Origin of the sequence: Paenibacillus spiritus (genome assembly GCF_008710135.1) — a bacterium.
GTDB lineage: Bacteria > Bacillota > Bacilli > Paenibacillales > Paenibacillaceae > Paenibacillus_AQ > Paenibacillus_AQ glufosinatiresistens.
This window is the reverse complement of the sequence record NZ_VYKK01000006.1, coordinates 1-22,816: the sequence shown is the minus strand read 5'-3', so window position 1 is coordinate 22,816 and position 22,816 is coordinate 1. Positions and strand designations below refer to the sequence as shown.

The window sequence follows — 22,816 nt, the reverse complement described above, 5'->3', positions numbered from 1 at the left end:
GCCATCTTCAAATTAACTCAATGAATAGTTTTCAGACACGACCTAAGTACAGGGAATAAAAATTTATTAGTTAACAACGCTGAGACAGCCCTTTCTATACTTATCATGAGAATCCATCGCATGTACCTTACCCTACTTCTCAATAAGAACAATCCTCAAACAAGCTTACGGAATAAGAATAGCCTATTCAAATAAAAAGATCGCCTCTCTAGTTAGAGGCGATCTTCATTACTCCACATGCAGAAAACTTTCAATTAACGGCTCACCATTTCAGAATAGCTGTTTTCACTGACTACACGGCGAGCTGTTACATATCGCTCCTTATAATACGCCTCTGACAAGCTGCTGATTCTTACGCCCTTACTGCTGGAAGAGTGAGCGAACTTGTTATCACCTACGTAAATGCCCGCATGCGAAATTCCAGAACCAAATGTGTTAAAAAAGACGAGGTCACCCTCACGTAAATCATCTTTGGCTACAGGAATGCCAGTTTTAGCCTGCGATTGAGAAGTGCGCGGAAGGTCATCTACATTGAACTTCTTAAGTACATATAGAATAAATCCGGAACAATCAAAGCCTGAAGTTGTGGTTCCTCCATAAAGATAAGGGGTTCCTACGACCCGATTCACAACACTGTCCAAGGTTACCTCGCTAGCATATGTACCTGGTGCTGCAGAAGCAAATATAAATGAGGCTGCCAACATGGATACGATGACTTTCTTCAGAAACTTGTTCTCCCTTCAATGCCTACGGAGTTAGCTGAGGATTCGGTTAAAGGTTCCCTATATTCCCTTTTATGCAAGAATAATTCACCCAAAAAATGGTTCCCCCGTTTTCAACGCTGAAATTCGGCAACTTATTAATATTTTGTAACTATTAACACTTTAATAGATAGTAGGCCCCCCTGTCAATCCTTCTAAAAATTTAACTATTAACGTATTTTCTACATACTTTCTTCATTGTTTCTCCATATTTTTGCTTTATAATAACCACTCAATATCATTCTTTGTCTGAAACAATAGTAACGTTTTTGTAATATATTCCAATATCTTTGGTGTATATAAAAAGACGAGTAGTTACTTCCTCCTCGTCTTCTAATCCCGTATATGTCGTTTAATTGATATTACGTTTTCGATTACGATACCTGTGTTTGTTCCAAAGCCGATCCCAGAGATTCTTCAATTCCCATCATCATTTTATAATGGGCATGATGATGTGTAACCACGAATATCTTTTCAAATACCCGTAAGTACTTACTGACTGTATCCATCGGGTGCTCGATATACAAATCATCTCCTGCAAAGTGAGAACCATCATTGGCCCAGGAGATTAAGGATTTACATATGACCTTCTCATCCTCCTCGAATTTATCAATAATGTCCTGATCGCTGTAATTACCATAGATTTTAAAATAATTTTCAATGATTCTACGAATCAAATTCTGAACGGTGATGGAAGAGCTGTGATTGGCTGACTTTAATTCCTGCCACATTAACTCATACGAGCTTTTAATCGGGTTGCTGTTATACGGGGTTGATTCGGTTACATCATTCCATTTTCGGATAATCCAAAATGTCTCATCCGCCATCCTAGCGCCATTTTTGGGCCGTTTTTTTGAAAACGTAATTTCCTTGTGAAAATAGACATTATGCGTTAGAAGAAACAACTGAATGATATTACTTTCTTCGTTGCGTACATCTTCTATAAGTTTGGAAATCAGATTGCTTACGATAAACAATACGTTACTGTCCAAGCTTGAAATTGGGTCATCAATCACAACAACTTTATTCTCAGTAATTAAATCACTGTTATTGCTACCGTTTAATAAGTGCATAAAATAAAGAAAGGTAACAAACGTTTTCTCGCCTTCACTTAATGTTTGATTAACGTCCTCACCATTTGAGCGGATTAACCGATAATTCCCTTGACTTTGTGTATGAGCGAATTTGAAATTAGTAAAATGATAGGCCCTCAGTAACCGATTCATTTCGTTTACAGAGGGGATTACACTCGTAATCTGAGCCTCCAGCCTGTGAATTTCGGATTCCAATGCGACTCTTTCATTCTTCTTTTGGGCTAATGTTACAGAAAGGTTGTCGATTGCTCGTCCTGTTCTATAATCTATACGAACATATTTCTCATGATTTTGCTGATTCTCACTCCAGATAAAATCCCAAATCTGGGTTATCAATTTATTCCCTTCATCCACTCGGTTCTCTATAAAAGTATTATGCTGCTGAATTTGTTCATTCGCTCGGACGATTTCTTCATTGATCACATCGACGAAAGCCGCAATAGTTAACAGTTCGATTGGATGACTGGGATGAGTTTGCTTTTGCTGGAACAAGTCCAAATTATGTGCATTTTTCGAAAGGATCAGTTCATATTGTTGCGAAATGAGATCGAGATTCAAATATGTATTTTTCTTGTCGGTCAATAATAACTCTTGCACTTGATTTTCAAGATAATGATAATACCGTTTATACTGTTCAACTTGATCTTGGAGTTCAATCATCTCTTTTTCGTAATGTTCATTAAAGTAATCATTGAGTTTTTCGGTAAATCCCTCAGGGAGTTGTTGTTGGCAAAAGGGGCATACTCCTTCCGCTTCAGAAACATGTGTATGTCCTTGTTTAACCCAGTCACTAATCGCTAGCTTGGATATAAGCACAGCAATATCGACTTCCTGTTTACCAATGATAGGGGTCTGAAAAATCCGGTGATTGCATACCGCAGACAGATGCTCTATTTTAATCTTTTCAAGAAAGGGTAGCTTCTCATTTGAACCATTAAACAATTTCTGTACTCGCGCTTGGAGGTCTGCTAGAGCACATATTAGTCCGCCTGTCGGTGCTTGCTTACATCTTTTCATAAAGTTTATTCTATTGTTTCTTAAACCCGAAAAGGCCACTGAAAAGATATCGTCATATTTCCGCTTTAATTTCCAACAATCGTCGGTAAACTCATCCTCGTTTTGTTTAGACTCTTTTTGTTTGACCTCTAGATTAGAACTTAACCGACGAATTTCCTCAACTACTTTATCAACTAAGTCTTTTTTGTCCCGGATGGTTTTTTTAATTTCTGTTGATTCTCTTCCCAAAGTAAAGATACCTTTGATATCTGAATCTTGGTGGAAATTTTCCTCGACAAACTTTTGGTTATACACCACTGTTTTTAATGGCTGGGAAACCCAGGATATCCTACTATCAGCATAAAGTTCAATTTGTTTAAGAACATTAGATAAGGTTGTTTTCCCACTGCCATTCGAGCCGTAAAAATAGTTAATTTTTTTCAGGTCACTGTAAAGTACACCCTCACTACTATAGGTAGCCACATTTTTAACGGCAATCTCCCTAATCATACTTTGATCCCCCTTGTAATGCTATTCCCCTGTATTCCTCATGTCTTTTGCGGAAAATCTAATACTATTATATCATTCATCCATTGATTCCATCGGTAATTTACGTCAATTTTTGCAAGATTCCTCTATTTATTAAAAAAGAAAGCAGCCCCTGGAGGCTGCTTTTATCATCTTCGTTTACTTCGCCTTTAACTCATCACCGGTTACCCATTTGTGATTTCTCACTGGCTCTCCGCCTGTTGTCGGGGTATAGTCAACCATGTATACGGTTGTTTGCTCACCTGTATCTACAGTTGCGGTAGCCCCCTTCATACCAGGCATATGATCAACGTTAAGCACCACTTCTGTGCCAGGCGCATAAAGCTGGTCTCCTGCATCTTTTAAATCTTGCTGAATAACCCATTTATGATTGGTAACCGGATCTCCTCCGGTAGTGGGTGTATACGATACCGCGTAGACATTAGTGTCATAAGCCCCTACAATGGTTGCGGTAGCTCCCTTCATCCCGGCCATGTGTCCCTCGGTAATAATGACTTGATCGCCGACCTTATACTCCGGATTAGCGGCTTCTTTTAATCCTTCAGGCACTTCACTTGTCATATTCTCATGTTCCATCTCTGAATGATTCATGCTGGATGCAGCGTTATTGGGTGTATTGGACGCTTCATTTCCGTTATTTGCGGTATTTCCACAGCCACTGATGACGACCACCAGCGCTGTAGCTAAAATGAACAAACCTTTTTTCATATTAATAACACTCCTTCATAGGTGAATTGTGAAATTTATGCAGACTAACGCGTATGCATTATCGTCTCCAACGAAACAGATTTCATACCATTGACGTGGGAAGTCGGCTGATTACGGTCTCAAGAGCAATCGTCTTACAATGGTTGTACATAAAGGCTCGCTTTTTTGTATGATCAAGCCGGCAGATTCCACATTCTTTAACGTATACCGGTTAATGTTGGCCCCGCTGATACGAACTGTAAGGGGATTAAGCAGATCCATTAGCTTCCCAACCATTGGATGCTCACTCCTCATGTGTTCTAACAGCCTGATTTCCCCTTCTTTATTACACACTCGCTTCATTTCTCTCATGCCCTGAACCGGATCGGGGACAGAACAAAACACACAAGTCGCTACTATGTAGTCGAATGTCTGATCTTCAAAAGTTAAATTTTGAGCATCCATCTCCATTAAAGTAACGTCGATCTTCAGTTCCTTTGCACGTTGTTCGGCATATTGTAGCATCTTTGGGCTAAAATCAATCCCGGTTAAGCGAACAGCGGGTGGATAATAGGAAAGATTAGCACCTGTTCCTATGCCTACCTCAAGTACATTTCCACTTAGCCCGCTTAACAGTTCTTTGCGCCAACTCCTCATCATTTTTCCATCCACACGATGAAAAAGCGGAGCTATTCGGTCATATCGTCTCTTAATCGTTTGAGTCTCCCTACCCATCCATACTCTCCTTATACCCTTTCCTGTCCTTTTGACATCAGATGAGCAAGGGAAACATAACAACCTTGCTCATCTGATTCATTTAAAGTCAGATGTTAAGTTAAGCGATCATCTTACGGCAAACCTCCGCACATCGGAAACAGGCCTCAGCACATTTCTGGCAATGAGCCGAATGATGGTGTTTACTGCATTCATTACCACAACGTTCACAAGCATCAGCACACAGTCTGCACAGCTCCGTGGAATAGGTGCTGTGTTGAGTCAAGGCCTGAGCAGTAAAGGCACAAATATCCGCACACTCTCGGTCGAGACGGATGCAATCCTTCATCATATCAACGGATTCTTCCTCCAAACAAGATTTGTAGCAGTAATTGCAAGCCTGCACACAACGTAGACATTCATCAATGCACTCCTGTAACTGTTCTTGTGTCATGAAATAAACTTCTCCTTTCAGTGTTTGAATGAGGTGTAGCTATCTTCAATTAACCTGAAAGTATGAAGATTTGATGTGGTTTTTGTGAAAAAATTGAGTTTTGCAATTTTGCGAATAAAAAGTCTTTGTCTCAATGTTTTTTTCGAGCTTTATAAATCCTTAAAGAAACGAAACTCAATAACCCGATAAAAACAAAACATGTTACCAATTTTATGATCCCACTTGCTTGTATTATGGGACTTTGAAAGGATACCGCGGATATCGTCATGCAACTTATACCCATTCCGATCAAAAGAACAGCAATTAGCCATTCCACTTTTTTCATTAGCCTGCCTCCTAACGTCATGGCTGCTGGTAAAACTGAATTTCAAACCGTGTGCCTTTGTCTACTTCACTTGTTACTGTAATTTGCCCGCCCTGCAGTTCAACCAGTTTTTTCACTATGGACAGTCCTAAGCCCGTTCCTCCATATTGGCGTGATCTAGACTTTTCTACACGATAAAAGCGTTCAAAAATGTAGGGGATTTCGTCTTTTGGAATGCCAATCCCTGAATCCTCCACGACCAGGAGAAAAGCACTACTGGTATATGAGAGAGAGACGTTAATTTCGCCTTTTTCGGTATAACGGACTGCATTCTCCAAAAGATTAAGGATTATTTGCTCCATCCGCTTTTTATCTCCGCGAATCTTTTTCATCATACCGTTTTCCTTGTATTTCAGGCTAAGGCTTTTTTCTCTTGCCTTGAGCTCCACTTTTCGCACCGCCTGCTGCGTTAAATCAGACATATTCACCCAGTCTAGCTCAAGATTAATCTTCCCTTCTTCCATTTTCGATAAATCAAAAAGGTCCTCAACTAAGTGCTGCAAACGTAACGCTTCGTCATGAATGATTCCCAGATACTTGTTTTTCTCCTCTACGGTTTCATAAAGTTCCTGTTGGAGAACCTGAGAGTAGCCTTCCAAATAGGTGATCGGTGTCCGGAGTTCATGAGAAATATTAGCGAAAAACTCTTGCCTTGTATCCCGATATCGCTGAAGATCCACAGCAAGATCGTTGATTGCATGCGCCAAGCTGCCCATTTCATCATTGCTGTTAATATCAAGACGTGTTTCCAAGTCCCCTGCAGCGATCTTCCGTGTGGCCTGTTGCATTTTAAGTAAAGGCCGGGATAAATACTGGGCTATTATCCATGTAATACCGAGAGCCAATAAAAAAGCGCCAATCCCTGACAAGATCAAAAGATTACGGACCGCAAGTAATGACTGTTCCATTTTCTCGGTGGAAGACATGACATAAAGGGCGGAGGCCGCTACGTCTTTCACATAGATTGGTTGTCCGGAAACAAAGTAACGAATTCCGGAAGGTTCGGTATATAAGAAATTGACTTTCTTTCCTGCAAAGATTCTTTCCAGATCCGAGCTTCGAATTATCTTTCGATCGGAAGAGTCATGCGTTCCTGAGTGTAGAATTACCTCACTATTGGCATTGACGTTAAAAATACTGACGTTCGAGAATTCTGCAAAAGTTTTCATCATTTCACCAGAAGTACTATCCGATTGGGCCATGACCGCAAAATGAGAACCCAATTCCTCATTCTCCGTACGCATCCGATCGATATAAAAACTTGTGAATAAACGGTCTATAGTAAAGCCCAGAAACACCAATACGATTAGAAACACCGTGATAATAACAAATCCTAATTTTAAGCCGATACGGTTATTTTTCATTGGCATCTCCCGGAACATAAAACTTATAGCCAACCCCCCATACCGTTTGGATCGGGTTATATTTCAAGCCGGCCAAATGCATCTTTTCTCTGATGTTTTTGATATGCGTATCGACGACTCTGAACTCACCTTCAAAATCATAGCCCCATAGCCGTTCCACTAATTCTTCTCTTGTAAATGCTTTTTGGATATTCTGCGCAAAAGACACCAATAAATCGAATTCCTTTTGAGTAAATTCTACATATTCATCACAAATCCGGACTTCACGGGCTTCAGGTATGATTACAAGATCTGGATAATGAAGCATGCGCGACGGTTGAGGAATTACCTCCTGGTTCATCACTGATCTACGAATCAGCGAGAAAATTCGAGCCAGTAATTCTTCTGAATCGAATGGCTTGGTCAAGTAATCATCCGCTCCGATACCCAAACCTTTTATCTTATCTTTAGTCTCAGTTCGCGCTGACAGGAATAATACCGGCGTTTTCACAAGTTCTCTGATACGCTTACAGATTTGCCAACCATCCATATCGGGCAACATAACATCTAGAATAATGACATCAAAGGAATGGGCTTGGACCAGCGCCAAGGCTTCTTGCCCCGTGGATGCTTCTTTAATCGCAAAACCTTCTTTCATTAAATAAATCCGCAGCAAATTTCTCATATTCCATTCATCATCTACAATTAATACCTGGAGTTTCGACACTGAACATTCACCTCGAATTTATCTGTTTTTTTAATATTACAAAATTAATGTGTTGAAAATGTGTAGATGTGTGAACGGTTCAACATTAGAATGCCGTAAGCGACACTCGCTTACGGCATATTCTGTCCATCTATTTTTTAAAACTCTGCAGTTCTTTGCTAATTCGCTCATTTTCAGCTTTCAGATCGACCAACTGGTCATGCAGGCTTTCAGCTGCAACACGATGATTTGGGGAGCCGTGAGAGTGTCCCCCTTTCATTGTAAACATCATAACAATCATCATGACAGGACATACCAGCACGAGTAATGTAGACCATTCCATTTGAAATCCTCCTATGAAAGTTCCTTTAATTTATATTTTTATTTTAAAGTTTGAGTATGTGGAATGTATGTTGAAAGCATGCGTGAATCGTGAACTTTTCTATTTTACAGAAAAAACGATAAGCAATTGAAGAAGTGAAATCTTCTTCATATCTACATCATTTCAACATATTTTTATGGCATAATTTACCTAAATCTGATAAAAACTTGTGCCAAAGGGAGTGAGTTGTATGCTGATGGTTAAACGGATCGTACTAAAGGAGATGGTCATTTGAACTTGAACGCCTTTTTTTCGGAACTCCTTCTTCTGTGTCTCCTTTTGCTCATTCTATTGACAGCTATTGTGGTATTCATGGGAATAGCCCGATTATTTACATTAACCGCTTTCTCCACAACTTCACCTATTTTAACTGAAGACCAGCCCATTCAACCACAGCAACACTCCAATGAGGGACTAAAAGACAATCCTATTACTCAAGCGTATGTAAAGCGTCATTTTTTTAATGATCAAAACGATTTGAAAACCAATCGCTAAAGGTACATAAGGAGGAAAATAACGATGGTTATCCGGCAAGCAGCAGTGGATATCGGCAATGACTCACTAAAAGCTTACTTCGAAAAATTAGAGAACGAGCTCCTTATTCCCAACGTCATCGCTGAAATCGGTCTTTCCCGAGACATTGTGGAGTTAGAGAAACACCCATTGGATGGGCTTCATGTGGAGATCATTTCTGACGCATTGAAACGGGGACAAGGTGTTTATGCGGTAGGTCATCTCGCCGGCGGATATGATCATAACGACGAATTAACTACGATTAGTGATAAATCAGAAGCCGACCAGCCCATTGTAATGTTGTTAACCGCGTTAGCTTATGATGCTGCAATGGCTTCTTCAAATCAAAATGGCGTTACTGAAGTGACTTATTATTTATCCACGGGACTTCCACTAAGTGAAGCAAAACGTGGTAAACGCAAGCTTTTCAAACAAAAACTGAAATCGGGTACTCATGAGGTCCGTTTCCATATTACACCGACCATTGGTGGTAGAACAATACGCATTCATTTTGAAGAAGTACTGGTCAATATTGAAGGACATGTTGCTTTGATTGATTTAACGACTCATGATGACGGTTCGGTTCGCAATGAAGAACTCACTCATATGAACGTATTAATTAACGATATTGGCGGACTTTCGACTGATGCGGCAATCATTTTAGAGGATGGAGCAGTAGACAATATCCATTCGGACGGAATCAAAGAAGGAGTCTCTCCTTATTTGGATGAAATCATGGATCGCGTATACGCAGAAACGGGGTACCGTTTCATAAATCGTCAGCAGCTCATTGAAGTCATAACCACTGAGAATGAAGAAGAACGATATCACGTTTGGTTTCGAGGTAAACGCACCGGTATTCAGTCCATTGTCGATGAAGTGCTGATGAAAATCGCTCGTGAGGAGTATAAACTGATCCGGAGCACGTGGAACAAGGTCCCCAGTATTCGAGTTTCGTATCAAATTGGCGGTGGATCTTTGCTTTTAAGACCGTACATCGAGAGAATTAACGAGCTTGAGGAAGATTATCCGCTGCGGTTTGTCAGTACAAAAGATTCAATTTGGATGATCGCTAGAGCGTATTTCAAATTACTGAAAGTGTACCTGAAAGTTAAGAATGAGCAATACACCGCCAATTAGGGAACAAGACATGGAGATTTCCAGATCGCCGGCAGTGGAGCGCAAGCTAACGATTCATCTACCCGAACACACTTCCCAGAGAGTTATTGACTTTCTTGTTGACCTGGAGCATTTGGATAAGTCTCTTTTTCAAAGTAAAATCGCAGCTATATTCATCGAATCCATAGAACGTTCCATAGCTGTGGCTACGCCTAGTGTGACGATCCCACTACCGGAGTATCTTGGAAAAGACCACCTGGAATGGATCCAACATCCCTTCACCAAGCAGCTATTAACCAGTTGGTTACTACAGCTTATCAAAGATGTTCCTGATGCTGTAACTCGAAGTCATTCCAGCTGCAATATAACAAATGAAGTGACGGTAAACCAGGGTGCACACCCCTCATCCAGTGATTCTTCTGTACTAGAATGTGCAGAACTAGAATTTGCAGAAAAAACCGCCCCTGATAAAAGCGGCACGGATACACCCCCTTTTCAGATCACAAATCCGTATCATGCCAAGTTAGTGGGGTTCTTTTTAGATGGTGAATGAAGCAGAGGGTGCAAGAACTTAATAAAGTTCTTACACCCTCTTCACTTTTTATGGGGGAATATTTATGAATCACTCTTTTATTCAGGTTTATTCCCTTCAGAGGAACTCGGCGTGTAGGTGGACTTGTAATCCGTATAGATCAATTTCTGAACCATTCCTCCCGCTGCATGATGAAGCTCATGACAGTGAATCAACCAGTTACCAGGATTGTCTGCTTTGAAGATCAAAACAACCTTTTCCCCTGGTTTGACCAGCACGGTATCTTTCATAATCGTACCACTGACCAGTTCCCCATTTCGCTCGATCACTTGAGCAAAATGGCCATGGATATGAATGGGATGGTCTACTGTATCATCATTTTGAAGCGTCAATTTAACATAATCCCCCGTCTTGACCTGAAGCGCAGGAAGATCCTTGAACACCTGATCATTGATCGTGTACTGTTGTTCATTCCCATTCATTTTAGAATTTAAAATGGCGGTATACTCCACATCAAAAGAACTGACCGTTCGCAGATCCGTATTTACCTGTTTTCCATATTGAAGCAAATTGAAAACCGGTATATTTTCATGCTGGATCTTGCTGATTACTCCATTACTTCCGGCGACTTTTACCGGGATCACCAACTGATCGTTATACAAATTATTGTCATGTGCATCCAGCGTAAAGTCTTCGTTAGTCTTGATGGTCATTTCTATATCGTACCGTTCTCCTGGCGCCACCGTAACCATTTGGTTATTCAGTACTCCTGGTTCAGCTATATCCTGACCATCTGAGCTGACAACTTTAAATTCTCCGGGAATATGAATGGCGTGCGAGCGATACCCGGCATTTATCAAACGTAAGCGAACCGTATCCCCTACCTTGGTCGTCAAGGGATCGATGAAAGAACCCGATTTCCCATTAACCGTGTAAATGTTATACATCGTGGCCATCATCTCTTCTTCGCTCATCGCTTGAGATGAAGAGCCATGAGCGCTGTGGCTGGAGGTTTCCTGCTCTTCCATCCATTCGTCTAAGAGGAGAGTCACATCTTGATCCGGTTTAGGCTCTGATTTGGGTTCCACGATCAGTGCGCCGTAAAGTCCTTTGTCTACTTGCTTGGAGCTTTCCTGATGAGAATGATACCAGTAGGTTCCCGGTATATCGGCCGAGAAGCGGTATGTGAAGGTTTCTCCAGGGTTCACTGCCTCCTGTGTCACCCCGGGAACGCCATCCGCCTCTGAGGTGACCGGGTACCCGTGCCAGTGAATGGATACCGGCTCCTCCAGTTCATTCTTCAAGGTAACAACCACAAAATCCCCTTGTGTGACTCTAATTTCCTGCCCTGGAACGGTGCCATTAAATGTCCATAGAGGCAGCGTTATCCCTCCAGCAATGGTCACAGTACGGTTCATGGCTGTGAGAGAAAACCCTTTTACCGGCTGGCCCTCTTTTGGTTCCAGCGCCGTAGGCTCACTTGAAGGGGCAGTCGTGTTTTCTGGCCCTGGAGTAACGGGCGATGTCGGTGCAGGTACGATAGCAGTCGGAGTGGAACTTGGTACAGGTGTTTCCTCCTCCGTTACATTTGTAGATGTGCCATGCGCACTATGATCCATGGATGACATATCATCCGTAGCTTGGGGAGCCATGCCGGTTGAGCTCTGACCAGCTGCAGAGGTTCCATTCATATAAAGGCCGGCTGCCGTTCCACCAAGAATCAATGCAATGAAAAGCAACCATACCAAACTTCTGTTGCTCAATCTGTCTTCCTCCTATTCAAAGATAGATGATTTAAAAAAGCAGCGTTCGGTCAATAAAGACGAACGCTGCTCCGTTCCCGCTTAAATTACATCATGCCCATGCCGCCGCTGCTGCTGCTTCCGCTACTGCCGCCCATGTTCATATCCATATCATCATCCATCATACCTCCAGAACCGCTCATACCGCCGGACGACCCCATATTCATGTTGGATTGTGACTGCATACCGTTCATATATTGCTGCTGCATCATCATCATATCTTGCTGAAGCTGATTCATGCGCTGCATCACTTCATTCATCTGGTCCATGTTGACCGTCCCGTTGACCGTTCCATTCACCGTCCCGCTCATATTCCCCATCGTACCTGTCGCGTTTGCAGTACCGTTTACGTGCAGACTATGTTGATCATTTGTAGAAGATGCTGCAGTCGGATTTGTTACATTGAGCAGTACTACAGAAATGATAAGTCCGAAAAACGAAAATACCGCCAATTTTAACCAACCACTACTTTTCATTATTGTCATTCCTCCAAATTTGCTAGAAGTTGTAGTTCCTTTTTGCCCCCGGCTCTCGCTGATATAGCCAACTGTTTTTTTTACCATCTCATAGACAGTAAAAATGAGCCCGGCTGAAAGCAAGATCAGTAAAACGGCCATGTACAGATTGCCAAATGAACCTAAAACATTCATTTCCTTTTCCTCCCGTTTAACGGCTTCGGCCATACGATCGCAAGAAATACTGCTCCGGCAATAATCATTGGCATTGTTAGAAGAAGCAACGCAGTGGTGACGATATGAATGGTATACAGTTTTCCCTGTTGATCATGGTGGCCCTCATGCTGGCTGTTCCCATTCCCCGCTCCTGCTGCCATCCCTTCGTATGTAAACAGATCAGGGATCGTAGCCTTGGATAAACTTTCGCTCTTCATCATATCGGCCATAGATGCGTCCATTTGAGCTGCATTCTCCGTGCGGTTTCCCCAGGATAGGGCAACCACGAGCACCGAAATGACAGCAAAAACGGCGGTGAGTTGCCAGAACGGCATTTTCTGCTTTTTAAACATGGTTTTACACCTTTCTTCTGCACCGTACGTACACTCCAGCCGCTATACTTATAGACAATAACGGAAAGGCAAAAGCGATGCTCTGGTTCATTAGACTGTGTATGTTTGTGTCCTCTTTCACTTGCATCGACAGCCCCATCAGAGAGGAATCCATGGCCTTCATCATGCCCATCATAAACTGCATCACCTCTTGTTCTGTCGGTCCAAACCTGAACATGGAAATGAGTATGGCGGCAAGAGCGAAGAAGAACGAGGTGGTTACAAACCAGATGAATAGCTTGAACCACTTTTTTTGCATCCACATGGTAAAGGCCCTCTCTCCCTTGAGCAATCATTATTTAGGTTTTGCAGCCCTTTTTTTAGGCCATGTTAGCGCATGGGTTTTCATGTAAATGTGCCAGATCACGCTTGCTACAGCCAGATAAGTCAGTTTTTCATGAATCCAAAGTGAAAACGCGGTAGCTGCATGATTGCTGTCCATAAAGAGCCAAATCATCGCACCGGTAATGATGAAGATGAGTGTTGTGATGAAGGTGAACAGTCCATACCCGGATGGTCCGAACACAAGCCAAGGCTTTTTGGTTTTATCCCGGCGAAGAATGCGGATGATCTCGTACATCATCACAATGAAAGTGAGCAGTACATACACGATAGCCGCTATCCGGTGTACGATATCCGCCATCGCGATATCATATTGCATCAACCAGCCATACTTGGCTCCAGCCATAGCGATTCCACTAAGGGCCAGTACCGAGAATACGAGCGCCCAGAGCCAATGGAGGATAAAATCAAACTTCATAAACGATCACCTGCGATTCATTTAGTCTCTTTTCGTTTCGCCATCCGGCGTTACATCTGTCCGATTCGTTTTTGGTTCCACACCTGCTGTGAGAACCGCACCATTCGTTGCATTGATTGTAGACTGGCTTACATTTTGCTTAACATAGTTATATAGGAAGGCAATCAAAGCGATCACAAACAGAATAGTCAGCAGTTTTACAAAAAACGTTAATATGCCGGCTACACTCCAAGAACCTACAATGCCCATTCCACCAGCGTTAAATCCGCCATTCAGTACGATGCCCAGCAGATACAGCACGACTATGACACCAATAAGCGTAGTTGCAAGAACGAAAATGGTCTTAAGCATAGGATCATTACCGACTACGGTCTTCGCTTTACTATAGGATTCCTTAAAGTACTTGTTTTTTAACCAAATGGCGAGACCAACCACCAGACTGAGAACCAGAGCCACTAAAAGCAGTTGGGTCACCGTTCCAAGAATGCCGGAAATGATGCTTCCCGTACTTGAAACGCCTTCCATTTCCATCCCTTGATAATTTCCGGTGTAGTTCAGTGTTCCTTGCGTTCCTCCGGACATATTCATATCCATCATTTTACTTCCTCCTTAAGTTAAAGGTGATTTTCGGCACTGGCCGTTTCCGGACGGGGGGTTAGTATACTGCCGATCACGCCAACGAGAGCGACTACCAACAAAATTGTAAAGATACCCACGATTAGGATCATGAGACTTGGGGTTCCAAGTCCATTGAAGATACTGCTGTCTTGATTGGAGGTACTTGCGGCCAACACATTCTGGGCTTGTGAAACGGTTTGTTGAATCTGTTGCTCCACCCACTGATTCAAACTAGTTATACCCATCACCGTCTGGGCCATATCATAGATGGCTCTACTCGTTTCCTGCATATTATGGCTACCCATCATTCCTGTTCCGTTTAGGAGAATACCATTCTTAGCTTCATTGAGCTTTGTATTCACCTCGCTAAGCGTCTTTTGGCTTTGTAGCAGCAGGTTATAACGGAACTGATACGTCTCATACGTCGGGTTTGCCGATTCAGTAAACCCCATTCCGTTATCCAGGGTTTGCTCCAGCTGTGCTAATAAATACACACTTTCTGATAAGGAGTAAATGCCCTTTTGAACTTGAATTGATCCAGGCACCGCTTGTTGTGAGGCAGTTCCTCCTGTTTCACCGTCGTTAACAGAAGACCCATTTAATACGGCTTCTGACGGATACGCCATCATATTGTTAGCCATTTGTTTCATCGATTGCTGGGCTGCAGATACTCTTTCCCTCAGCGTGGTGACTGGGTTAGTGGATGTTCCTTCGGGCGCAACGGACGCCGAATGCTGACTATGGACATTCGAATTTGTTGTCGAGGTACTTAGACTGTTCCACGAGATTAATCCTTTATCGTTGGCATACCAACCGATATAACCTAAACTTGCTACAATGATGACAAGGAGAAGGAAGCCAATCGTGCTGCGTAATGCTTTCAACCTTTTTCACCTCCTTTAATATTAATGTTATTTGTTTTCGTTGATGTAGCCTAAGGATACCAACTGACTTTGGGGAAAGTATGTAGAATTGATGGGCATAACATGTTTTTATAACGAACAAATCGCACAGCAACTCTGTTAAATCGACATTATAATCCTAGATATGATTTGAATATGGGGGCGACTTCGACATGAACCGAGAGTTACAGCAGCTTATTTTAGATTATAAAACTGACCAGGAATCGGTATACCACACCTGGTTTTTAAACAACAGCGATCGGTTAAAGGCTTTTCGGACCATTAAAACCGGTGTGAACGATGTTATAAAAGCGATTGAGGCACGATTTTTTGGAAACGACTTTAAGGGCTCTCCACTGGAGGATGTTCTTGCGGCGATTTGTGAACAAAAACAAGTTTTTGAAGGTGCTGCACACGCGTTTTACTGGAAACCTAAACTGCGTATTCCCGACATTTATGAAAATGAAGAGAACCAGCTGGCTTTTGGCCGATTTTTGAAGGCCGTGTTACAAGCCTCTGACGAAAAACAATTGTTGACCGAGATTGTGAAACTGGATCAATACCATATCAAAGGCCTTGGTCCTGCGGTAGCTAATATCTTGTATTTTTTGCATCCTACACTTTTCCCCCCGTTCAACACAGCCATCGTGAATGGGTTTAACTCCCTGCTGGATCGTAAGATAAAGCTCGGCTCCTGGCCGGCTTACTTGGAGATGCGCGAGACATTGATGGACATCAACACGGCTTACCGCTCATCCTTATCCAAGGACCTGGGCGCCATTTCCGGCTTATTGTTTGAAATAGGCACCGGGCGCTTGATTGTTAGCGGGAATGCTGAGGCGTTTCTTCAAGAGGAGGAAAAGAAACGGGAAAAGGGGCGGTATAAGCGGCATCTGGAGGTGCTGAATGATACTAACGAAGAAAGTGAACATTCCGAAATGCAGCTGTATTTGGCGAGACTGGGACGGTCCTTTGGGTACAACGTCTGGATCGCCCAGAACGATCATCAGAGACAATGGCAGGACGAGCCTCTAGGGCGGTATTCTCTTTCTGTATTTCCAGCCATGGATCTCCCTAAATCTATTGCGGATACAATCGCTTTTATCGATGTTCTTTGGCTCAATGAACATAATGAGATTGTATCGGGATTTGAAGTTGAAAAGAGCACCTCCATCTACTCCGGCATTCTCAGGCTGCATGACTTATCATTATCCGTAGGAAATGCAACGTCCAGGTTGTATCTGATTTGCCCGGATAAACGGGAAAAAGAAGTGCGTGCACAACTGCTTCGTCCTTCTTTGCAACAAACGCAGTGCGGCCCTATCTCATACATTCGTTTTTCGGATTTACGAAACGACTGTAACGCCATGTGCAAATACGGAAAATCGGTTGAAGCGCTCGACGCCATTTCGAACATCTGTACTTGTTAAAGCAAAAAGGAACTGATGGGATCAGTTCCTTTTTTCATAATGATCATTTTATAAAACTTAGCGTAAGCTGGAAAGTTCTCGTTTTAATTGTTCATTCTGTACCGCTGCCTCGAAATAGTCTGCGTGAATGGTCCAATCCGTTTCTATTTGTTTAGAGATTACTTTATTCACTGTCTTTTCCCCAAACAAAACCGATCCTATACTTAACGGCACTATATATACCCGATTCCATGACCATGCCATTGCCTTATTCCTCCTCTGAATTCTTAAATGTGTAATCTTTGATTGACTTTATTTTAAGAGATTAATATGTAAGATTCGTGTTCTTTATTTGAGTTTTGTGTGTGATTTTGCTCATAAGGGAGAAAACACCCTCCAACTGCTTAAATAAAATCCGATGCACACCAATACACCTAACCTAAAAAAGCAGGGTATCTCTTGAATTCTAGATACTCCTGCTCGATGTTTCATTGCACTCGTTACGCTCTTGCCATCTGCCGGCAAGCTTCTGCACATTCGCGGCAGAATTTTGCGCATTCTTGACAATGGGCATCTTTAAACGCTTCACAATCTTTGGCGCATGCTTCGCAAACCATGGCACACAGCTCGCAACTTGCCTTCGCAAACATACTGTCTCTGCTCATTAATTGAGCTGCCTGAAGGCAGATTTCTGCGCAATCGTTCAGCATCTTGATCATTGAGGTTCTTGCTTGAACATCAGTCTCTTTTAGGCATGCTGAAAAACATTCTTCGCAAGCCTGTGCACATTTTAGGCAGGCTTCAATACAATGCGTATAGTGCTTTGGAGTAGCGGAGTTGGCAAGTAACATTTTCATTCCCTCTCTTTTCATTATTTGAATGTTGTTTGATCGTTAGTTATTATCTAAATAAAGACGCAAATATATACACGTACATGTCAGGAGACTTCGCTTTCTAATAATGCAATTGAATTGCTCTATGGACCAGAGTTATACGTACTCAGATTAACGAATCTAAGCATTACCTTTGACTTACTATGAAACTGAGCCATCTAGGGGGGAGTAGCTTAAAATCTTATCTGTAAGCTGCTAAAGATATTCCTAAAAGGTGTTAGAATCGCAGATAACGATGAATTAGTAAAGACAGCTTATTAGCTTACAGAGCGAATGATCCCCTGATTGAAATTTACTTTATGAATGCTATGCACGACAAACAGCGTCATGCCTCGTTATTCTAATTTATGTATAGTGGTTTCTGACCGCAGACCTCAGTATCGGCCGGCAACATATGGGATGTGCTCATTGACAACTAGCACTTTTCCCCGTATGCCGTACAGTTAACCTTGGGCCGCCTCAACGGGAATTATCTCAGAAAGAGGGAAACTGGGATTGGCCTCTCATTAAACTCAAAAGTGATTTGATTTCGATCTCAGAAGGGTAATCCTAACGTAATCCGAGGGGTACTGCCATATTCCTCGTAAGCTGTTGAACCCGTAGAAAAACCGTTCGATTAATTTTTTTCAAAGGACACTCGCTAAATATCATGGGTCTCCATCGGGTATGTTTGCGTAAACAACCGGACTTTCGTTTTGAAATAGTGCTCCAAATTACGGTGATAATACAAATACTCATGCTGCTTGTATGAGAATATTTTTGAGAACAGTTTGAAGATTTATACGTACTTACTCCTGATCGTGTTGTTTGAACGTACAATGTACGGTGACCAATGTAGTGAGGATGGTTATAGAATAGATTTACCCTTCGTTAGATTCGAAAAAAGCAATACGTTAGGTAGATCACACCACATTACAACCTCAAAGTGTAGTTGTTAAAAAATGATAAGGGGAGACGATTGAAAGGGCATGATCCATTATTGGATTATACCCTTCTTCTCTTCTCCCCAATATAATACAATAAGTTTACAATTTAACACGCTGCAACCGAAGCGCATTCAGAACCACAGAAACTGAACTTAATGCCATAGCTGCTCCAGCAACCCAAGGTGCAAGCAAACCAATCGCCGCTATCGGGATACCGATAGAATTATACGCAAGCGCCCAGAACAGGTTTTGCCGAATATTCCCCATCGTTTTTCGACTCATATAGATCGCATCCGGAATACTATTGAGATCTCCTCGCATGAGAGTTACGTCAGCAGCTTCCATCGCTACATCTGTTCCTGTACCCATCGCCATTCCAATATCCGCCATGGCAAGGGCGGGAGCATCATTGATGCCGTCTCCGACCATTGCGACTTTTTTCCCTTGAGCCTGTAATTTCTTTACTTCATCTGCTTTACCTTCGGGGAGAACTTCAGCCAATACACGCGTAATTCCAACCTGCTTGGCAATTGCTTCAGCTGTTCGATGGTTATCACCCGTAATCATAATGACTTCGATCCCCATGTCATTAAGCCGTTTAACAGCCTGTGCCGAGGTTTCCTTAATGGTATCTGCAACCGCTACTATACCGGCATACTGCCGATCTACAGCAATCAGCATGGCTGTTTTGCCTGCCTGCTCCAGTTGGTCCATCTGATCTTGCGCATGATTGATGGACACTTGAAACTGAGCCATGAGTTTTCTCGTACCCACGAGAATTTCCTTGCCCATCACATTTGCCTTAATACCATGCCCAGGTATCGCTTCAAACGTGTCCGTTCTCGGCAATTGGATACCCTTAGCGATAATCCCAGCAACTATAGCTTCAGCCAGAGGATGCTCGGAGTTCTTCTCTGCCGCGCCGACAAGGGCCAGCAGATCTGTTTCCATCCAGCCGGAAACCACGACGTCAGTCAGTTCCGGTTTGCCTTTTGTCACCGTTCCGGTTTTATCTAAGATGATGGTATTAATGCGGTGGGTAGCTTCTAGGTGTTCACCGCCTTTAAACAGGATTCCCGACTCTGCGGCTCTTCCTGAACCTGCCATAATGGAAGTCGGTGTCGCAAGTCCCAGGGCACAAGGACAAGCAATGACGAGTATCGCAATCGCAATCTCCAGTGCGTTTGCAAACTCTCCTGGCGTAATCCAAACAAACCAAGCGATAAACGCAAGAACCGAGATCGCTACGACGATCGGAACAAATATACCTGAAATGGCATCTGCTACACGTTGAATAGGAGCTTTGGAACCTTGGGCCTCTTCAACCACTTTAATAATCTGAGCCAGGGCCGTTTCTTTTCCGACTTTGGTCGCTTGAATTCGAAGTACACCGTTCTTGTTAATCGTTGCACCAATGACAGGATCTCCCGTTCTTTTCTCAACCGGCAGGCTTTCTCCAGTTAACATAGCCTCATCTACGGAAGAAGCCCCCTCCACCACCTCGCCGTCAACCGGGATTTTCTCCCCTGGTTTTACGATTACGATGTCACCGGCCACGACTTCTTCGACAGGGATAGTCATTTCCTGTCCATCGCGAACAACCAATGCCGTCTTGGCTTGAAGACCCATCAGTGTTTTAATCGCTTCAGACGTTCTTCCTTTGGCAAGAGCCTCGAACAATTTCCCGAGGATGACCAGTGTAATCAAGATAGAGCTGGTCTCATAGTACATTTCCGGTCCATGAGCCCCCGCACCGGCTTGAACCCATTCGAGCGTCAAATAGAGGCTATAGAAGTATGCTGCCGAAGTCCCGAGGGCTACCAGAACGTCCATATTGGCACTTTTATTACGCAGCGCTTTATACGCACCAACATAGAAATGGCCACCGATATAAAATTGAACTGGTGTAGCCAAAATCAGTTGGAACCAAGGGTCCATGAAAATCATAGGCATCCAAATCCAAGATAGGAACGAGAAGTGGCTGATCATGGACCATAGTAACGGTAAAGAGAGAAGCGCTGAAATGATAAACCGTCTTTTTTGTTTAGAGATTTCTTTTTGTTTATGTGCAGAGGCGTCCTGCTGTCCTTCTTTCGGCATGGCCTTATATCCGAGCTGCTCCACCTTTTTTTGCATGTCTTCCAAAGTAACCGTCGCTGGGTCATACTCGACCCGGGCCGTTTCAAGGGCAAGATTAACATTCGCCGTTACAACACCGGGCATTTTGTTTAATCCCTTTTCAATCCGATTGGCGCAAGCGGCGCATGTCATCCCAGTGATTTGGAAATCCGTGGTTTGCTTTACAGTGCCGTAGCCTAAATGTTCAATCTGTTCTTGCATTTGCGGAATGGTTGCACGTTTGGGATCAAACGTCACAGTCGCCCGTTCCAAGGCGAAATTCACATTTGCTTCCGTCACCCCATCCATTTTTCTTAATCCTTTCTCGATCCGGTTGGCACAAGCAGCACAAGTCATTCCTGTGATCTGTAAGGTTGTCTGTTCCTCGCTTTTGGATATCGTAGAACTCATTATCTATCCCTCCTTTATACCCCCAGGGGGTACATTACATTGAAAAAAAGGGGCCATCTTTGCGATGGCTGCCTATGGCCTTAAACGACATCGTAACCCTGTTCTTCGATGGCATTCTTAATGGCTTCCAAGGATACAGATTCATCAAAGGAGACCTCAACCGTCTTTTGCTCCAGATTCACTTTTGCATCAGCCCCAATGTTTTTAACGGCTCCTTCAACACTTTTTACACAATGCCCACAAGACATTCCTTCTACATGTAATGTTTCGTTCTTCATTTTTCATTCCTCCATATCGTTTGTTTATTTCATTAATTTATTCATGGTAACCAGAATCTCATCAATCACTTCATGTTCGCCGGATTGGATTCGTTCAATCACGCAGCTTTTCATATGACCTTCCAGAACCATCTTCCCTACGCTATTGAGAGCCGACTGGATCGCCGCAATTTGATTTAGAACGTCATCGCAATAGGTATCTTTTTCTATCATCCCTTTAACCCCACGAATTTGACCCTCAATCCGGTTTAACCGGGTCATTAGATTGGCCTTCGTTTGATCAGAATGATGACTTTTTCGATGATGTCCATGAGATGCAGTCTGTTCCACTGATTGTTCCATGTGCCTCACCTCTCACCATCAATATACCATACCCCCCTACCGTATGTAAACAGGGGATTAGGAAGTACTTCATCTCCTTTTCTAGTCTGTTCATTTAACCTCTTTGTTTATGCACCTGTATATAACCTCAGTCTTTTGTAATTTTGGCAGAGAGATCGGTTTAGTTACAGCTGTCTCCAACAATGATCCTCAGTTTAATCACGATAGACGAAGTCTCGGTCAACGGAAACCCTGTAATCATGTAAATGATAATTGGCTTTTAGCTGAGATAATTATAGTGTGCCTCATATTGGGAAGCTTCGCTTGTTCGTCTTTCTTATGGGATAGGATTTTGACTTCCTGAACGGCATCGTCAAATAAAGACTGATAAGCCCGTGGTATATATCAACGGGCTTGTTCTAAATATCATTAAGGTAAGTCTAGTGGTTGGCCGTACATAATGCTACAGTTTGAAGATACGGATAGACTTTAGCAATTGGTCAACCGATTGGGACATGTCTTCAAGAGCCCCTGATATCTGGTTAACCATTTGACTTTGCATATCCGAAGTTTGGACCACACCTTGAATACGAGAAGAAGTGTGTTCGGCAATCGTAGTCACATCCGCAACAGAATCAGAAATGTAGTGAGAATCTGTTGACATTTGTCTTGTTGCTTGATATACATTTTGATTCTGAGAAGCTACATGTTGAGAGGAGATAATGATCTGTTCGAAGGATTTCCCTGCAGAGATTAGGTGCTGGTTCCCCGCTGTTAATTGAGCTAAACTTGTGTTCATCCCTTCGGCTGCTTCACTGGTGATATGTTGAACCTTTTCAATGAGTATTCTTATTTCTTGGGCTGAGTTTTCAGACTGCTCAGCTAGTTTTTTCACTTCATCTGCAACCACAGAAAATCCTCTCCCAGCTTCTCCTGCACGTGCAGCCTCAATGGAGGCATTCAACGACAGCAAATGGGTCTGTGAGGATAAATCGGTAATAACGGTCGCAATGTTCCCGATACTGCCTGAGCTATCCGATAATTGTTGTATTTTACTAGGATGTGTCTGAAAACTAAATACTATGGTAAGATTTGAGAAAA

25 protein-coding genes and 1 riboswitch are annotated in these 22,816 nt (G+C 42.7%); of the genes, 4 read left to right on the top strand and 21 right to left on the bottom strand.

What is annotated here, in order from left to right:
- Window positions 1-254 precede the first annotated feature (254 nt).
- From F4V43_RS06755 to F4V43_RS06720, 8 genes are all read right to left on the bottom strand, one after another.
- Window positions 255-725, bottom strand: coding sequence for a C40 family peptidase (locus tag F4V43_RS06755; protein ID WP_054940739.1), 471 nt, complete (start codon window positions 723-725; stop codon window positions 255-257).
- A 4-nt stretch (window positions 726-729) separates the two neighbouring features.
- A riboswitch (cyclic di-AMP (ydaO/yuaA leader) is annotated at window positions 730-864 on the bottom strand.
- 271 nt (window positions 865-1,135) lie between these two features.
- The gene (locus F4V43_RS06750; protein WP_090714455.1) at window positions 1,136-3,361 is read right to left on the bottom strand and encodes an AAA family ATPase; all 2,226 of its coding nucleotides are present in this window, start codon (window positions 3,359-3,361) and stop codon (window positions 1,136-1,138) included.
- Window positions 3,362-3,538: 177 nt separating this feature from the next.
- Window positions 3,539-4,108 carry a YdhK family protein gene (locus F4V43_RS06745; protein ID WP_068723287.1) on the bottom strand — a complete coding sequence of 190 codons (570 nt, stop codon included), beginning with the start codon at window positions 4,106-4,108 and terminating at the stop codon, window positions 3,539-3,541.
- Between the two features lie 111 nt (window positions 4,109-4,219).
- Window positions 4,220-4,822: a class I SAM-dependent methyltransferase gene (locus F4V43_RS06740; protein WP_090714454.1), complete on the bottom strand. Its 603-nt coding sequence runs from the start codon at window positions 4,820-4,822 to the stop codon at window positions 4,220-4,222.
- A gap of 100 nt (window positions 4,823-4,922) precedes the next feature.
- Window positions 4,923-5,255 (bottom strand): four-helix bundle copper-binding protein, encoded by a 333-nt coding sequence (locus F4V43_RS06735; RefSeq protein WP_090714452.1) that lies wholly within the window; start codon window positions 5,253-5,255, stop codon window positions 4,923-4,925.
- 342 nt (window positions 5,256-5,597) lie between these two features.
- Window positions 5,598-6,983, bottom strand: coding sequence for a sensor histidine kinase (locus tag F4V43_RS06730; protein WP_090714450.1), 1,386 nt, complete (start codon window positions 6,981-6,983; stop codon window positions 5,598-5,600).
- Window positions 6,973-7,689, bottom strand: coding sequence for a response regulator transcription factor (locus F4V43_RS06725; RefSeq protein ID WP_068723296.1), 717 nt, complete (start codon window positions 7,687-7,689; stop codon window positions 6,973-6,975). Before F4V43_RS06725 ends, F4V43_RS06730 begins: the two co-directional genes overlap by 11 nt.
- 130 nt (window positions 7,690-7,819) lie before the next feature.
- Window positions 7,820-8,011, bottom strand: coding sequence for a DUF2933 domain-containing protein (locus F4V43_RS06720; protein WP_068723298.1), 192 nt, complete (start codon window positions 8,009-8,011; stop codon window positions 7,820-7,822).
- Between the two features lie 270 nt (window positions 8,012-8,281).
- On the opposite strand from F4V43_RS06720, the gene F4V43_RS06715 reads away from it, so the two are divergent.
- From F4V43_RS06715 to F4V43_RS06705, 3 genes are read left to right on the top strand one after another with little or no spacing between them, the layout of a single operon-like run.
- Complete coding sequence (locus F4V43_RS06715; protein ID WP_090714448.1) at window positions 8,282-8,545, top strand: hypothetical protein; 264 nt, start codon at window positions 8,282-8,284, stop codon at window positions 8,543-8,545.
- A 24-nt stretch (window positions 8,546-8,569) separates the two neighbouring features.
- Window positions 8,570-9,703: a ParM/StbA family protein gene (locus F4V43_RS06710; protein ID WP_090714446.1), complete on the top strand. Its 1,134-nt coding sequence runs from the start codon at window positions 8,570-8,572 to the stop codon at window positions 9,701-9,703.
- 10 nt (window positions 9,704-9,713) lie between these two features.
- Complete coding sequence (locus F4V43_RS06705) at window positions 9,714-10,235, top strand: hypothetical protein (RefSeq protein WP_090714444.1); 522 nt, start codon at window positions 9,714-9,716, stop codon at window positions 10,233-10,235.
- 77 nt (window positions 10,236-10,312) lie between these two features.
- On the opposite strand, the gene F4V43_RS06700 is transcribed toward F4V43_RS06705, so the two are convergent.
- The 7 genes from F4V43_RS06700 to F4V43_RS06670 all read right to left on the bottom strand — a co-directional run bounded on the left by F4V43_RS06700 (window position 10,313) and on the right by F4V43_RS06670 (window position 15,341).
- On the bottom strand, window positions 10,313-11,977 hold the full coding sequence (locus tag F4V43_RS06700) for a multicopper oxidase domain-containing protein (RefSeq protein ID WP_150457479.1): 1,665 nt from the start codon (window positions 11,975-11,977) through the stop codon (window positions 10,313-10,315).
- A gap of 86 nt (window positions 11,978-12,063) precedes the next feature.
- The gene (locus tag F4V43_RS06695; RefSeq protein WP_150457478.1) at window positions 12,064-12,666 is read right to left on the bottom strand and encodes a hypothetical protein; all 603 of its coding nucleotides are present in this window, start codon (window positions 12,664-12,666) and stop codon (window positions 12,064-12,066) included.
- The gene (locus F4V43_RS06690; protein WP_150457477.1) at window positions 12,663-13,040 is read right to left on the bottom strand and encodes a hypothetical protein; all 378 of its coding nucleotides are present in this window, start codon (window positions 13,038-13,040) and stop codon (window positions 12,663-12,665) included. The genes F4V43_RS06695 and F4V43_RS06690 overlap by 4 nt, the downstream gene beginning before the upstream one ends.
- A gap of 4 nt (window positions 13,041-13,044) precedes the next feature.
- Entirely contained in the window at window positions 13,045-13,344 is a 300-nt protein-coding gene (locus tag F4V43_RS06685) for a hypothetical protein (RefSeq protein ID WP_068723309.1), read from the bottom strand.
- Between the two features lie 30 nt (window positions 13,345-13,374).
- Window positions 13,375-13,839: a cytochrome b/b6 domain-containing protein gene (locus F4V43_RS06680; RefSeq protein ID WP_090714438.1), complete on the bottom strand. Its 465-nt coding sequence runs from the start codon at window positions 13,837-13,839 to the stop codon at window positions 13,375-13,377.
- 21 nt (window positions 13,840-13,860) lie between these two features.
- A complete protein-coding gene (locus F4V43_RS06675; protein WP_068723313.1) occupies window positions 13,861-14,436 on the bottom strand; it encodes a hypothetical protein in 576 nt (191 codons plus the stop codon).
- Between the two features lie 17 nt (window positions 14,437-14,453).
- Window positions 14,454-15,341 carry a hypothetical protein gene (locus tag F4V43_RS06670; protein WP_090714436.1) on the bottom strand — a complete coding sequence of 296 codons (888 nt, stop codon included), beginning with the start codon at window positions 15,339-15,341 and terminating at the stop codon, window positions 14,454-14,456.
- Between the two features lie 191 nt (window positions 15,342-15,532).
- Here F4V43_RS06670 and F4V43_RS06665 point away from each other — a divergent pair, with 191 nt between their 5' ends.
- Entirely contained in the window at window positions 15,533-16,789 is a 1,257-nt protein-coding gene (locus tag F4V43_RS06665; protein ID WP_150457476.1) for a hypothetical protein, read from the top strand.
- A gap of 57 nt (window positions 16,790-16,846) precedes the next feature.
- On the opposite strand, the gene F4V43_RS06660 is transcribed toward F4V43_RS06665, so the two are convergent.
- The 6 genes from F4V43_RS06660 to F4V43_RS06635 all read right to left on the bottom strand — a co-directional run.
- A complete protein-coding gene (locus F4V43_RS06660) occupies window positions 16,847-17,032 on the bottom strand; it encodes a hypothetical protein (RefSeq protein ID WP_054940736.1) in 186 nt (61 codons plus the stop codon).
- Window positions 17,033-17,268: 236 nt separating this feature from the next.
- The gene (locus F4V43_RS06655) at window positions 17,269-17,619 is read right to left on the bottom strand and encodes a four-helix bundle copper-binding protein (protein WP_068724072.1); all 351 of its coding nucleotides are present in this window, start codon (window positions 17,617-17,619) and stop codon (window positions 17,269-17,271) included.
- Window positions 17,620-18,686: 1,067 nt separating this feature from the next.
- Window positions 18,687-21,116 (bottom strand): heavy metal translocating P-type ATPase, encoded by a 2,430-nt coding sequence (locus F4V43_RS06650; protein ID WP_090714433.1) that lies wholly within the window; start codon window positions 21,114-21,116, stop codon window positions 18,687-18,689.
- A gap of 80 nt (window positions 21,117-21,196) precedes the next feature.
- Window positions 21,197-21,394 (bottom strand): copper ion binding protein, encoded by a 198-nt coding sequence (locus F4V43_RS06645; RefSeq protein ID WP_090714431.1) that lies wholly within the window; start codon window positions 21,392-21,394, stop codon window positions 21,197-21,199.
- 24 nt (window positions 21,395-21,418) lie between these two features.
- Window positions 21,419-21,736 carry a metal-sensitive transcriptional regulator gene (locus tag F4V43_RS06640; RefSeq protein ID WP_054940734.1) on the bottom strand — a complete coding sequence of 106 codons (318 nt, stop codon included), beginning with the start codon at window positions 21,734-21,736 and terminating at the stop codon, window positions 21,419-21,421.
- 442 nt (window positions 21,737-22,178) lie between these two features.
- Window positions 22,179-22,816: methyl-accepting chemotaxis protein (locus F4V43_RS06635; RefSeq protein WP_317983770.1), on the bottom strand; the 638-nt coding region annotated here is incomplete at its 5' end.